This window comes from Microbacterium sp. NPDC089188, from assembly GCF_040685155.1.
Taxonomy (GTDB): Bacteria; Actinomycetota; Actinomycetes; order Actinomycetales; family Microbacteriaceae; genus Microbacterium; species Microbacterium galbum.
Map to the genome: position 1 here is coordinate 566179 of NZ_JBFBHH010000001.1, position 12478 is coordinate 578656.

Here is a 12478-nt window from a genome sequence, read left to right on the forward strand (position 1 = left end):
TGGGGACGAAGAGCTCAACGGCGCGGACGGTCGAGTCGCGCCTGCATCGCGACGACGAGGAGCACCACCGCAGCGCCCCCCAGCGCGAGCAACGCCATCGGGACGGCATCCGGTCCCGCCGGCGTCGCCTGCCCGAACGCGTCCTGCCACGGCCAGAGGGCGCGGAGGGAGCCGAGCATGAGGCCCGTCATCAGCGCGAGCATGATCTCGCGGAACCGGGCGAGGAGCACCCGCAGCAGGTTCACGAACAGGCTGAGGCCCACCACCGCCCCGATGGCGAAGGCGAGGATGTACGGGACATCGCGTTCATTGACGGCGACGAGTGTCGTCTCGTACAGCCCGAAGACCAGCAGCAGGAACGCGCCCGACAACCCCGGCATCACGAGGGCGCAGACAGCGACCGCCGCGGCGAGGGCCACGAGCAGGAGGGGCGGATCGATCACCCGCGATGACGGCAGGCCCGTCACGAGGAAGGCTCCCGCTGCGGCGAAGCCGGCGAGCAGGGACAGCCGCCACGTCCACGACCGGCCGAGCAGGCGCACCGGTATGAGGAGGGATGCCGCGATCATCCCGCCGAACACGGCCCGTGTCGCCGTCGGGTGCTCCTCGACGAGGGGAGCGAGAACGCGCGCGCCCAGGACGACGGCGAGCACCATGCCGACGAGGACGGGAGCGACGACGCTCCAGCGCACCGCCGCGAGATGCGCCCGCGCGCGGCTGATGCCCCGCCCCCGAGGGAGGTCGCCGAGGGCGACGACGGCGCGCACCACGTGGCTCGCGGCCTCGATCAGGGTGGTGTAGACGCCGACGATGAGGGCGACCGTGCCCCCGCTCACCCCCGGGACGACTTCGACAGCCCCGATGAGGAGGCCTCGCCCGAGGTCGAGCGCGGGGCGGAGAGGGGGACGGCGGTCGGCAAGATGGTCGGCCATCCGCCCACGCTATGCGAACAGCCGATCGCGCCTCGCGCGAACCAGACAATCAGCGCCGATGCAACCCACCCCGCGAAACGCTTTCCTGGGAGGAGGCTGTATGCAATGAGTCCCGCCGTGCGCGGGCTTCGGTTCTCACTCGCGAAAGGAACGACAACATGGGATTCTTCGGATTTCTCCTCCTCGGCCTCCTGGCCGGCGCCATCGCCAAGCTGATCCTCCCCGGGAAGCAGGGTGGCGGCTGGCTGATCACGCTGGTGCTCGGCGTCGTGGGCGCCCTGCTCGGCGGCTTCCTCGGAGGACTGCTGTTCAACGCCCCGCTTCAGGACTTCTTCTCGATCCAGACGTGGCTGCTGGCCATCGGCGGATCGATCATCGTGCTGCTGATCTACGGCCTCATCGTGGGGCGTCGCGCCGCGCGCTGATCACGTGACCCGAGGGCCCGGGGCGGGGAACCGCGTCCCGGGCCCTCGCGCGTCGTGACGGCGACGTCGATCCGGCGTCCGAGCACGCCGCCGTCTCAGCGGACGTGCGAACCGCGTGACGGGCGCGCTTTACTGATCAGGATGCCGACCAGACCCCGCCCCTCGTTCGTCATCGCGCTGCTGCTCGGTGCGGTCGCGGCTGCCGCCGCCATCTGGCCCCAGGGGATCGGCATCCATCGTCTCCCGCTCGTCGCCAACGCCATCTCCCTCCGGGCTCCACTGGCCATCGGCCTCGCCGTGGCGGCCCTCGCGTGCGCGGCGATCGCGGTGCGACGTCGGCGCTGGGGTGTCTCGGCGGCCCTCGCCCTCTCGCTCGTCGCGGCGGCGGTGGGTAACGGCGTCGTGCTCGCGGTGCGCGGCCCGGGCGCGGCCGTGCCCGACGGGGAGCTCACCGTCATGGCCTGGAACACCTACGGAGGATCCGTCTCGCCGGAGTGGATCGCGCGCGCCGTACGGGAGACGGGCGCGGACGTCGTGAGCCTGCCCGAGACGGATGCCTTCGCCGCGGCGGAGGTGGTCGTTATCCTGCAGGCGAGTGGAGTCTCGATGCGCCACGACACGGTGTGGGCGGCGGAGGGCGGCGAGACGATCCCCACCTCGATCCTCATCTCCGACACGCTCGGCGTCTACACGCGAGACGTCCCCGCGGGATCGACGCCCGGACTGCCGAGCGGCCTGTGGCGCCCGGTCGACGGCGGGGGACCGACGCTCGTCGCCGCGCATCCGATGCCTCCCCTGCCCGCAGTCCTGGATGAGTGGGACGCCGGGCTGGCCTGGATCGCCGATGCCTGCGCCGCCGCCGATGTGATCGTCGCGGGCGACCTCAACGCGACCGTCGACCACTTCGACGGCTACGGCGCCGCCGGAGGCGATCTGGGCGGATGCCGCGATGCCGCCGCCGCCGCCGGCTCGGCCGCTGTGGGAACGTGGCCCGTCCGGCTCCCGGCGATGCTCGGCGCCCCCATCGACCACGTGCTCGTCGGCTCGGAATGGACGGTCGACGGGTTCTCCGTCATCGCGGGGTTCGATGACGCCGGAAGCGACCACCGCCCGATCGTCGCGACGCTGTCCCGGCGCTGACGCAGCGGCGTCCGCACGGGACCGGTGTGGCCGCGCGGGGCCGCCCCCAAACTCCCGGCCCCGCGCGGATGAGCGGCGAAGCCACGCCGCTGTGAGCAGCATTCTGGCGCGTTCCCGCCGCCCGCGCGCACCATTCGTCGCGAACGCGGCGCGCGATTCCTCGCGAGGTGCGGAATCCGGCAGGGGGACCGGTCGCGATTTCATCCGTTCGGACTACGCGTCGCGACGATCGAGGCCGTTCCGGGCGCCCCAGAGCGCGAGCTGCGTCCGGTCATCGAGGTGGAGCTTGCGCAGGGCGGCCGCCGTCTGACTCCGTACGGTGTTGACCGAGACGGAGAGATGGCGCGCGATGTCGTCGTTGGAGGTCACGCCGCTGCTCAACAGCCCCACCACGCGCCGTTCGGCGGCGGTGAGCAACTCGAGCTGTGCGGGATCGGCCGGCGTCGGCCGCGCCTCGCGGAGCTCGCGCAGCAGCCGGGGGGCGACGAGTGGCGAGATCGTCGCCATGCCGGCCGCGGTGCCGCGGATGACAGGCAGCAGCTGGTCGCTGTCGTGGCCCTTCAGCAGATACCCGCTGGCACCGGCCTCGAGGGCATCGACGAGGAAGGAGTCGGACACCTCGCTGGTCAGCAGGACCACTCGGCAGCGATCGGCGCGCTCGGCCGTGATCCGACGGGTCGCCTCGATGCCGTCCATGCCGGGCATGTGCAGATCCATGAGCACGACGTCGACGCGCTCGGCTCGCGCCAGGACCACGGCATCCTGTCCGTTCGACGCCTCTCCGGCGACGCGGATCCCCCGGGCGTTCTCGAGCCGCAGGCGGATGCCGCGGCGGACGGTGCGGTTGTCGTCGACGATGAGGACGCTCACCTCGGGCTCGGCGGCTGTCACGGCGAAACCGCGTCGAAGGCGCCGACGGGAGCGCGCAGGGTGACCGACCATCCGCCGTCGTCGCGGGGACCGGCGGTGAGGGTGCCATGGATCAGGTCCACCCGCTCGGCCATGCCGGTCAGTCCCCATCCGAGACCCTCGGCATCCGGCGCCGTGCGGGGGACGAGGGCGGGGGCGTTCCGCACGGCGACATGCAGGGTGGCGGGGGACGCCTCGACATCGACTCGCGTCGCGGCTCCCGGGGCGTGCTTGCTCGCGTTCGTGAGCGCCTCCTGCACGACGCGGTACGCCGTCGTGGAGACCATCGCGGGGAGGTCGGCCATGGATCCGCGCACCTCGATCTCGATGCTCATGCCCCGCGCCGCCCAGAAGTCGCGCAGGCCGTCGAGGGAACGCAGGTCGAGGGTCGGTCCGACGCGCGAGCCGTTCTGGATGCGGAGGTCTCGCAGGGCGGCGTACAGGCTGGCCGACGCGAAGCGCCCCTCGGCCCGCATCTCGGCGATGAGCTCGGTCGCCTGCGCGGTGTCGAGGACGTCGATGTCGACTGCCGCATCGGCGAGGGAGAGCAATCCGGCGAGGTGCTGACCGGCCACGTCGTGGAGCTCTTGAGCGATGCGCGCGCGTTCGAGGGTGGTGACGCGCTCGATCTCGGCGGCATGGCGCTCGGCGGCGGCGGCGAGTTCGTCGCGCGTGCGTCGGAGGACGCGCATGCGCCGCGCCCACCAGATGCCCAGGGCTGCCGCGCCCGCGATCGGGGTGCCGAAGGCGAGGACGGCCTCGAGGACGAAGCTGCCCACGATGCCGAGGGGGACGCCCGTCGAAAGGGCCCACCCGAAGAGGGAGAGGCTCACCGCGGCGACCACCGTGACGGACCACCCGACGGCGACGAGCGGTCGCCTGCTCACGGCGAGGAGGAAGACGGCGACCGCCACCACGAGCGGGAGAGCGGTGAGCCAGCGGGGGATGGACAGGCAGACGACGAGAGCGACGTAGCAGGCCGCGGTGCCGATGACGGCGACCACCGGCGCGCGGGCGCTGAGGAAGAGGAACGCGCTCTGGGCCGCGCAGCCCAGGACGACGAGGGCGACGACGGCGGCCAAGGGAACGGGTCCGTCCCAGGGGAACTCGCCCTCCAGCAGCCCCGCGAGCGGGTTGGTCAGCACCTGCACGGTGGTGACGAGGAAGACGATCGCGACGAAGACCGCCAGCGAGCGGGGACGCGTCAGGACGCGGGTGAGGTCGTCGTTCGTCGGCACCGCGTCACTCTAGCGTCGGCGGGAGGACGTAAACCACGTCCGCCCCATCGCGTTCGTGCTCGACGAAACCGATGCGCGCGAGCATGTCGTGAGCGGGCTCGTCGTCGACCGACACGCAGGCGTAGAGCGGCCTCTCGGCCTCCCGTACGGTCAGCTGGCGCAGGGCCTCCGTCGGCGCCTCGTCCCCGGCATCCGGTGTCACGGCGAGCAGGATCTCGCGGTCGCCGTCGACGTCCATCGCGGCGGCGACGCCGGAGAGCCGGCCGTCCTCCGAGACCGTGTACACCTCGACGTCGGTGCGGTCGACCCACTCGTCGAAGGAGGCCCGCCCCTCGAAGACACCGCGCGGCCAGGAGGACCTGCTGGCCGACACGGCGTCGAAGGCGGCATCCCGGTGGTCGTCGGTCAGGGCGCGCAGCTCGATGTGGGGCATGCCGTCACGGTAGTGCCGTGGCGCGGTGCGGGGTGAGACCTTGTGCCGTCAGGCGAAACCGTGCAGCGCGAGGAACGTCCAGCTGGCGCCGTTCGCGTCGCGCCTCGCGGTCTGTTCGCGGAGATGCCGGAACAGCGGTTCGCGGGTGTCGTCGTCGATGCTCTCCCATCCGTCCAGATTGCGGCGGAGCACGAGATCGGTCTGCTCGAAGGCCTTCCGGAAGACGATATTGCGCGATTCGGCCACCAGCTGCGAGTACAGGGCCATCATCGCCCCGACATACGTACGCGATGACGGGGCATCGCGGAGGGCGTCCAGGAGAGCGATCGTCTCGGCGATCTCCTCGTCGGTCGCGCGATCGAGGGCGACGTGCAGCACGCCGGCGATCGTGTGGGCGGCGTATTCGCGCATGTCCGTGCGGGCACGGTCGGTGAGGGAGGCCACACGCGTGTATCTGTTGGCGGCGACCTCGACGAGACCGATGCGTTCGAGGCGCTGGAGGGCCTCGCGGACGGGAGTGCGCGAGATGCCCATGAGTGCGGCGAGTTCGACGTCGCGCAGACGGTCGCCGGGCTGCAGGCGACCGTCGACGATGGCCTCGCCGAGAGAGCGGTACGCCGCGTCGACGAGGGCCGAAGCACGCCGCCGACCATCCATCAGCCGGATTTTACGACTCATCGCTAGCACAGAACATCGACATAACTGACTGATTCTTCGTTTTCGTGTCGCGCGCACGCTCGCGCGCCGGTAAAGTGATCGCCGTCACGCATCGCGTGGCATATCCGGGGGGATCCGTCGACGCCCGGGCTTCGAGCTCTGCTCAGCCCGGGCGTCGTATGGGCTCAGGACAATTCCCCCGTCATTCCGGCGCATTCCTCCGACCGCAACGTTTGTGTCACGGTGCCGTGCGCCGGAGGATTCCGGCCGTTACCGTGGGGGCACAGACCGGCGCGCTCGGCGTCGGCTCAAAGGGGAAAACGGCATCACGATGAGCACGCAGGGCACGGTCAAGTGGTTCAACTCGGAGAAGGGCTTCGGCTTCATCGCCCCCGATGACGGCGGACAGGACGTCTTCGCGCACTACAGCGCGATCCAGTCGGGCGGCTACCGCTCGCTCGAGGAGAACCAGCGCGTGGAGTTCGAGATCGCCCAGGGCCCCAAGGGCCTGCAGGCGGAGGACATCCGCCCGCTCTGACGCCGTCGGCTGCGGCCGATGCCGCCCCGCCCGCACGCTGCTTCGCGGTCGGGGCGATCAGCGTTCCTGGCGGACGAGCTCGACCCCGGCGGCCGCGAACTGCCGGATCGTGGCGTGGGGCAGGAACGCCCGCGTGAGCGCCGCCCCGATCCTCGTGAGGTCCGCCTCGTCGCGGTAGAGGAGATACATCGTCTCGTACCGCGGGTGGAACTTCTGCTTGAAGCGGTGGAGCGACGCGAACCCGTAAACGGGCTCGAGCATGTCGGCCATGCGCGTCTGCAGATCGGCGATGGCCCCGGCATCCGGGGGATACTCGTGGGCCAGAGGAGCGCCCGACAGCGACATGACCTGCGCGCCCTCGGCCGAGAACTGCTGCGCCGACGATCCGATCAGGTATTCCATGACGGGGCCGAAGCCGCCGTCGCGCCGTCGCATGAGGTCGAGGGTCCATCCCCGCACCTCTCCCTCGCCGTAGACCGGTAGCCACGAGAGGAAGCCGTCGACGTCGCCGTCGGGGGAGACGGCGAGGGCCAGGCGCACCTCGGGGTCGGAGGCCTCGTGCAGGGTGCCGAGGGTGAAGCCCATCTCGGGCAGTCCCTTGTCGCCCACCCAGCTCTCGGAGATGGCCCGCAGCTGCTGACGCACGCCCCACGGTTCGTCGGCGAGGCGCGTGAGCCGGAAGGTCATGCCCTCGCGCTGCGCGCGGTTCAGCGACGTGCGCACCGCGCCCCAGGCCTTGCCGGTGAACTGCAGACCGGGCAGATCGACCACGGTGTCGTCGGCGACCACGATGCGGCGCCAGTCGGGGGGAACGGCGGCGCTCGTCGCCCCGCCGGCACTGAAGAAGCAGGGCGCCAGGCCGGCGGCCTCGGATCGCTCGATGAACCGTCGGACGGTGGCGGCGCGATCGGCGTCGGGACCGAGAGGGTCGCCCAGCGCCAGGGCGACCCCCGACCGGCGTTGGTAGGCGACGATGCCACGGCCGAACCGGGCGTACGACATGCCGTCCCACGTCGTCATCCACGACAGCGTTCCGCCACCGCTGGCACGCAGCTCGGTCTTCACGTCGTCGAGCGTCGGCGCCGGTGCGTCGCCGAGGGCGGCGCGCGGGCGGGCGCGGAACGCCCCGCGCACCAGCACGACGTATACGGATGCCACGACCCACAGCACCGACGACGCCAGCACGCTCGTGACGTCGGTGTCGATCTCGGCCTCGATACCGGACAGACCGACGGCGATCAGGAGGCCGATGACCGCGAGGACGAGCAGGACGTTGAGGAGGCAGTAAACCAGGACCACGACCCAGGCCCACCGGCGACCGCGGCGCAGTGACGTCGCGACGACGAGCACGACCGCGGTGTTGATCGCGACGTCGATCCACGATCCGGAGGTCGCCGCCGAGCTGCCGAAGGGACCTGTCATCGGCGCGACGTAGCCGAGGATCTCGAAGGCGCCCAGGCCGCACACCACCACGAAGGCGATGAGCCGCTGTTCGCGCACGCTCACCCGCTGCGGCCGGAGCGAGCGGTCGACGGCGAGCACGAGGCCCACGGCGAGCACGTGCTCGAGGTCGGGGAGGGAGCCGTAGTAGACGAAGGTCACGGCCAGGATCGCGATGAACACGGTCCACGCACGCAACCGCCACGGTGACGGCAGAAGGGCGAGCGCCCCGGCGATGCACGCGAAGACGCCGCCGGAGGGGCCGACGTCGAGGGCGACGGCCTGCTGCTGCGCCCACGCCCACGGCAGCAGCGACGCGAGGGCGAGGAATCCCGCGGACGCCAGGACGGAGAAGAGCTGGCCTCCGGCGAAGAAGACCGCCGTGACGCGGCTACCCCGCCGGTACTCGAAGAACGCCATGATCGCCACGGCGGGCACGCCCGCGAGGTAGACCCAGGGCGCCGAGACGAAGAACGTCCCCGTGACCAGGGTCCACCACCGGCCCTCGGCGAACGCGGGGAGCCCGTAGGCGACATCGGCGTACATCGAGGATGCCGAGAACGGCGACCACAGGCCGCCTCCGATGATCCCGCAGAGGATGAGGACGGTGATCAGCCCGAGCGTGACCGGTACGCGCCGGGCGACGACCGAGAGGCGTCGGATGGGGGAGGAGTCCGCCATAGCGCTCACCATATTGCACGGTGCGGCGACGCTGCCTCAGTCGAGAGCGCCCGGAACGGCGTGCCACGCCGCGCGCGCGTTGGCCAAGGCCTCGGCGGCGTCGGTGGCGGCGCGGGCCGCGGCGAGCTCGCGCCGGGCTCGCGCGAGCTGCAGGCGGTCGGCGATGGGGGGGAGGTCGTCGCGCGCGTCCGCGGCGGCGAGGGCGGCTCGCGCGCACGCGAGCGTGCCGGGAAGAGCCGCGCGAGCGGCCTCGAGCCGCTGACGTGCGTTGACGGCAGCGCCGAGAGCGCGATCGCGCGTCTCGCGCACGCGCGCCACGGTAGCGATCGCCTCGCGCGGGCGGTGCACGGCAGCTGTGGCGGCGGTCTCGAGCTCGCGGGCGGCCGCCCGCAGCATCTCGTCGGCGGACGGAGTGCACTCCGCGGGTCGGGCGCTCGCGATCGCGATCGCTTCATCGAGCTCGTCGCGGGCGGCCGCGAGCTCGGCGTCGGCGTTCTCGGCCGCCTGCAGGGCCATGCGGTGCACGTCTTCGACGGCGCGCCCGTTCCGCTCGGCACGACGCAGCGCCGCGGTCGCGCGACGAAGGACGGAGGGTGTCGGGTCGGTCTCGGCGTCGCGCAGTGCCGCGTCGGCGTCGGAGATCGCCGAGGCCGCGGCGTCAGCGGCGCGCTGTGCGTCGATCCAGTCGGACGCATCGAAGCGTCGGCGCAGCGCCCCGAGCAGAGGATCCGGATCGCCCGTCGCCTCGAGGAGACCGTCGCGGCGCACCCGGGCGGCGTCGCGCAAGGCGGCGGGGAGTCGGCTGTCGGCCGCCCATTCGTCGAGGCGGCTCTGCAGGGCGTCGATCCGCGCGCGGCTCGTGTCGAGGTCTCGGCCGACCCGTCGGGCCTGGTCCCGCCGACGAGCGGGGACGGCGGAGCGGTCGTCCAGCGCCCACAGGTCGGTGAAGCCGCGGTCGCGGGCGCGGTGCGCGGCGGTGCGCCCCCGTCGCAGGTCGGTGGGGGCGTCGGGTGCGTCGAGGGCGTCGACCGCCTCGAAGGCCACGTCGAGGTCGTCGACGGCGTCGTCGAGGCGCCGTAGCGCCTCCGCCGCCTCCGCGACGGCCTCGTCGGCGGCCGCCCGCGCGCGCGGCGATCGGCGCGTCGCCCGCACGACGAGAGCGACCACCCCGGCGACGACGAACACCGCGACCAGGGCGACGACGAACGGCAGTGCCGCGCCGAGGTCAGGCACCGGCGGGGTCCTCCACCAGCAGCAGAGCGCGCAGCTGCGAGACGTCGTCGACGGCGGCCTGAGCACCATCGGCCTCGTGGGGCCAGCTGAAGCCCCAGCGGACGAAGATCACCGGCACACCGGCATCCGCCCCGCCTTCGACGTCGTGATGCCGATCGCCGATCAGCACGGGGCGCGAGACGTCGGCCCCCGTGGCGGCGAGACGACGCAGGGCCTCGCGGACGATGTCGGCCTTGGAACTCAGGGTTCGTTCGTCGAGGGTCGCCCCCACGACGGCCTCGAGGTCGGGGGCTACGCCGAAGTGGTTCATGAGCGCCACGACCTGCACCTCGGGCTTGGAGCTCGCGGTCGACTGCGGCACTCCGGCCGCGTGCACATCGTGCAGGAGGTCGGCCACTCCGGGGTAGAGCTGCGCGCTGACGGTGTAGCCCTCGCTCTTGTTGAGCTCGCGGTAGAACACGACCGCCGCGGTTGCCTCCTCGGGGGTCATGCCGACGTTGGCCTGGAACGACTCGAACATCGGCGGGCCGATCCAGTGCGACAGCTCGCCGCGCGTGGGCGCCCGGTGGCCGAAGTGCTCGAGCGTGATGGCCAGACGGCGGAGGATCCCCTCCGATGCGTCGACGAGAGTGCCGTCGACGTCCCACAGGATGCAGGAGAAAGGAGAGCGAACGCGCATACGACCACGCTACCGGCGGAGCCGTGCGGGGTGGGTCTCAGCGTCGGGGCCGTCGCGGGGACGGAGCAGAGCGGTCCGCAGAAAGCCGGCCCCGGGCGTCGAGAAGGACGACCGGGCGACCTCAGAACAGCCGCGGAGCCCCCGACTGCACGCCCTTCATCTCGTCGTAGTCGAGGGTGAGGCACCGGATGCCGCGGTCGGTGGCGAGCACGCGAGCCTGGGGCTTGATCTCCTGCGCCGCGAACACGCCCGTCACCGGCGCCAGGAGCGGGTCGCGGTTGAGCAGCTCGAGATAGCGCGTGAGCTGCTCGACCCCGTCGATGTCGCCGCGGCGCTTGACCTCGATGGCGACCGTGCCGGGACCGTCGTCGTTGCGCAGCAGCAGGTCGACCGGGCCGATCGCGGTGGGATATTCGCGACGGACGAGGGTGAGGTTCTCGCCCACGACCGACACCTGTTCGGCCAGGAGGCGCTGCAGGTCGGCCTCGACGCCGTCTTTGATGAGCCCGGGGTCGACCCCGAGGTCGTGTGCCGTGTCGTGCACGATCTCGTGGATGCGGACGAGGAGGGCGTCACCGGTCTTCGCGTGCGTCACGCGCCACCGCTCGATCACGCCGTCCTCCACGTCGACCTCGTCGGGGTCTTCGCGCGTGAGGCTGCACGGCGGGCTCATCCAGTTCAGCGGCTTGTAGGAGCCGCCGTCGGAGTGCACCAGCAGGCTGCCGTCGTTCTTGTGCACGAGCAGGCGGGTGGCGAGGGGGAGATGCGCGTTGAGACGGCCGGTGTAATCGACGGAGCAACGGGCGATGACGAGACGCACCCGACGAGCCTAATCGCGCTCGCCGGTGTCCGCCCCGTCGGGCGTCAGCGGCGTGCGGCCTCGTCGACCTTCGCCTCGTCGACCACGAGCGGCTTCGCCGCGCCGGAGAAGAGCCCGGATGCCACGATCAGCCCGACCACGATCAACAGGGTGTTCAGCAGGCCGATGTGGTCGCCGATCCAGCCGAGGATGGGCGGGCCGCACAGGAATGCGACGTACCCGATGGTCGCTGCGGCCGCGACGCGGGAAGCGGCCTTGGCGGGGTCGTCCGCGGCGGCCGACATGCCGATCGGGAATCCCAGCGACGCGCCGAGGCCCCACAGTGCCGCGCCGACGAACACGAGCGGTCCGTACGGCGCGAGGATGAACAGCAGCAGACCCACGGCGGCGGTCGCCGCGAGCACGCGCAGCACGATCACGCGGCCGAGGCGATCGACGACCGGGCCGCCCGCGATGCGACCGACGGTCATCGCGACCGAGAACACCGCGAGCACGGCGGGACCCGCCTCTTCGGGGGCGCCGTGGCCGTAGACGACGGCGGAGGGCAGCCAGTCGTTCGCGCTGCCCTCGGCGAAGGCCATGCCGAGCATGATCACGCCGAGCGTGTAGGTGCGCGGTTCGCGCCACGCCTGGAGCGAGGTGGCGAGGCGATCACGCCAGTGCGCGCGCTCCTCGGCGGCGGGGGCGTCCATCGCGACCTCGGCCCGCGGCACGTTCGCCACGGAGACGAAGGCGACCACGAGGATGACGACACCCATCGCGACGCAGTGCGCGAGCACGGGGATCCCCGCGCTGACGGCGACGAATCCCAGGCCTGCGCCGATGACCGTGCCGAAGCTGAAGAACGCGTGCAGCAACGGCATGATGGTGCGGCCGGTCGCCTTCTCGAGGGCGGCCCCCTCGACGTTCATCATCACGTCGACCGCGCCGTTGCCGAAGCCGAAGAGGGCGAGGCCGACGAGGGCGACGCCGAAGACCTGCAGTGTGTCGGCGCCGAACCCGATGACGCCGAGTCCGACGCCGACGAGTACGAGCGCGACGAGCATTCCGGTGCGCGCACCGAGGCGTGCGATCACCGCGGGCGCGATGGAGAGGCCGATGATGGATGCCACGCCCATACCGAGCAGCAGCAGGCCGACCCCGGAGTTCTCGATGCCGAGCGACTCGCGGATGGCGGGGACCCGGGACGCCCAGGTCGAGATGCTCAGTCCGCTCGCCAAGAAGATGGCGCAGATCGCGATGTGCCAGCGCACGAGCTGGGAGCGGGTGAGAGAGGTGAGCATGCCGACACTGTACCGAATCGATTCGACATCGATCGAATCGATTCGGCGGCACCGTGCGTCGCGGGTACGA

At 71.8% G+C, this 12478-nt stretch carries 13 protein-coding genes; 3 read left to right on the forward strand and 10 right to left on the reverse strand.

From position 1 onward, the window contains the following. Positions 1–14: 14 nt before the first annotated feature. Complete coding sequence (locus AB0N80_RS02565; protein WP_363388277.1) at positions 15–932, reverse strand: DUF368 domain-containing protein; 918 nt, start codon at positions 930–932, stop codon at positions 15–17. 158 nt (positions 933–1090) lie between these two features. Here AB0N80_RS02565 and AB0N80_RS02570 point away from each other — a divergent pair, with 158 nt between their 5' ends. Both AB0N80_RS02570 and AB0N80_RS02575 read left to right on the forward strand, forming a co-directional pair. Then, positions 1091–1357 (forward strand): GlsB/YeaQ/YmgE family stress response membrane protein, encoded by a 267-nt coding sequence (locus AB0N80_RS02570; RefSeq protein ID WP_315994068.1) that lies wholly within the window; start codon positions 1091–1093, stop codon positions 1355–1357. Between the two features lie 141 nt (positions 1358–1498). Continuing rightward, positions 1499–2497: an endonuclease/exonuclease/phosphatase family protein gene (locus tag AB0N80_RS02575; RefSeq protein ID WP_363577376.1), complete on the forward strand. Its 999-nt coding sequence runs from the start codon at positions 1499–1501 to the stop codon at positions 2495–2497. 213 nt (positions 2498–2710) lie between these two features. On the opposite strand, the gene AB0N80_RS02580 is transcribed toward AB0N80_RS02575, so the two are convergent. Genes AB0N80_RS02580 through AB0N80_RS02595 form a run of 4 tightly spaced genes read right to left on the reverse strand, consistent with a single transcriptional unit; the run spans position 2711 to position 5734 of the window. Continuing rightward, complete coding sequence (locus tag AB0N80_RS02580) at positions 2711–3388, reverse strand: response regulator transcription factor (RefSeq protein WP_363577378.1); 678 nt, start codon at positions 3386–3388, stop codon at positions 2711–2713. Then, entirely contained in the window at positions 3385–4644 is a 1260-nt protein-coding gene (locus AB0N80_RS02585; RefSeq protein ID WP_363577380.1) for a histidine kinase, read from the reverse strand. The genes AB0N80_RS02580 and AB0N80_RS02585 overlap by 4 nt, the downstream gene beginning before the upstream one ends. Before the next feature lie 4 nt (positions 4645–4648). Further along, positions 4649–5077 (reverse strand): hypothetical protein, encoded by a 429-nt coding sequence (locus tag AB0N80_RS02590; protein WP_363577382.1) that lies wholly within the window; start codon positions 5075–5077, stop codon positions 4649–4651. Positions 5078–5125: 48 nt separating this feature from the next. Then, entirely contained in the window at positions 5126–5734 is a 609-nt protein-coding gene (locus AB0N80_RS02595) for a GntR family transcriptional regulator (protein ID WP_363577384.1), read from the reverse strand. 331 nt (positions 5735–6065) lie between these two features. Between AB0N80_RS02595 and AB0N80_RS02600 the strand changes: the two genes are divergently transcribed. Then, positions 6066–6272 (forward strand): cold-shock protein, encoded by a 207-nt coding sequence (locus AB0N80_RS02600; RefSeq protein ID WP_315994062.1) that lies wholly within the window; start codon positions 6066–6068, stop codon positions 6270–6272. Positions 6273–6329: 57 nt separating this feature from the next. Here the strand turns inward: AB0N80_RS02600 and AB0N80_RS02605 are convergent, their stop codons facing one another. The 5 genes from AB0N80_RS02605 to AB0N80_RS02625 all read right to left on the reverse strand — a co-directional run bounded on the left by AB0N80_RS02605 (position 6330) and on the right by AB0N80_RS02625 (position 12408). Next, positions 6330–8393 carry a phosphatidylglycerol lysyltransferase domain-containing protein gene (locus tag AB0N80_RS02605; RefSeq protein ID WP_363577386.1) on the reverse strand — a complete coding sequence of 688 codons (2064 nt, stop codon included), beginning with the start codon at positions 8391–8393 and terminating at the stop codon, positions 6330–6332. A gap of 36 nt (positions 8394–8429) precedes the next feature. After that, complete coding sequence (locus AB0N80_RS02610) at positions 8430–9626, reverse strand: hypothetical protein (RefSeq protein WP_363577388.1); 1197 nt, start codon at positions 9624–9626, stop codon at positions 8430–8432. After that, on the reverse strand, positions 9619–10305 hold the full coding sequence (locus tag AB0N80_RS02615; protein ID WP_363577390.1) for an HAD hydrolase-like protein: 687 nt from the start codon (positions 10303–10305) through the stop codon (positions 9619–9621). The genes AB0N80_RS02610 and AB0N80_RS02615 overlap by 8 nt, the downstream gene beginning before the upstream one ends. A gap of 121 nt (positions 10306–10426) precedes the next feature. Next, the gene (nucS, locus tag AB0N80_RS02620; RefSeq protein ID WP_076673136.1) at positions 10427–11125 is read right to left on the reverse strand and encodes an endonuclease NucS; all 699 of its coding nucleotides are present in this window, start codon (positions 11123–11125) and stop codon (positions 10427–10429) included. 44 nt (positions 11126–11169) lie between these two features. After that, complete coding sequence (locus tag AB0N80_RS02625; protein ID WP_315994058.1) at positions 11170–12408, reverse strand: MFS transporter; 1239 nt, start codon at positions 12406–12408, stop codon at positions 11170–11172. Positions 12409–12478: the final 70 nt, after the last annotated feature.

Bases quoted from the DNA above. Each gene is read 5' to 3' on its own strand.
- AB0N80_RS02595 (WP_363577384.1), bottom strand. From the start codon at position 5,734: ATGGATGGTCGGCGGCGTGCTTCGGCCCTCGTCGACGCGGCGTACCGC.
- AB0N80_RS02615 (WP_363577390.1), bottom strand. From the start codon at position 10,305: ATGCGCGTTCGCTCTCCTTTCTCCTGCATCCTGTGGGACGTCGACGGC.
- AB0N80_RS02565 (WP_363388277.1), bottom strand. From the start codon at position 932: ATGGCCGACCATCTTGCCGACCGCCGTCCCCCTCTCCGCCCCGCGCTC.
- AB0N80_RS02605 (WP_363577386.1), bottom strand. From the start codon at position 8,393: ATGGCGGACTCCTCCCCCATCCGACGCCTCTCGGTCGTCGCCCGGCGC.
- AB0N80_RS02590 (WP_363577382.1), bottom strand. From the start codon at position 5,077: ATGCCCCACATCGAGCTGCGCGCCCTGACCGACGACCACCGGGATGCC.
- AB0N80_RS02625 (WP_315994058.1), bottom strand. From the start codon at position 12,408: ATGCTCACCTCTCTCACCCGCTCCCAGCTCGTGCGCTGGCACATCGCG.
- AB0N80_RS02600 (WP_315994062.1), top strand. From the start codon at position 6,066: ATGAGCACGCAGGGCACGGTCAAGTGGTTCAACTCGGAGAAGGGCTTC.
- AB0N80_RS02570 (WP_315994068.1), top strand. From the start codon at position 1,091: ATGGGATTCTTCGGATTTCTCCTCCTCGGCCTCCTGGCCGGCGCCATC.
- AB0N80_RS02575 (WP_363577376.1), top strand. From the start codon at position 1,499: ATGCCGACCAGACCCCGCCCCTCGTTCGTCATCGCGCTGCTGCTCGGT.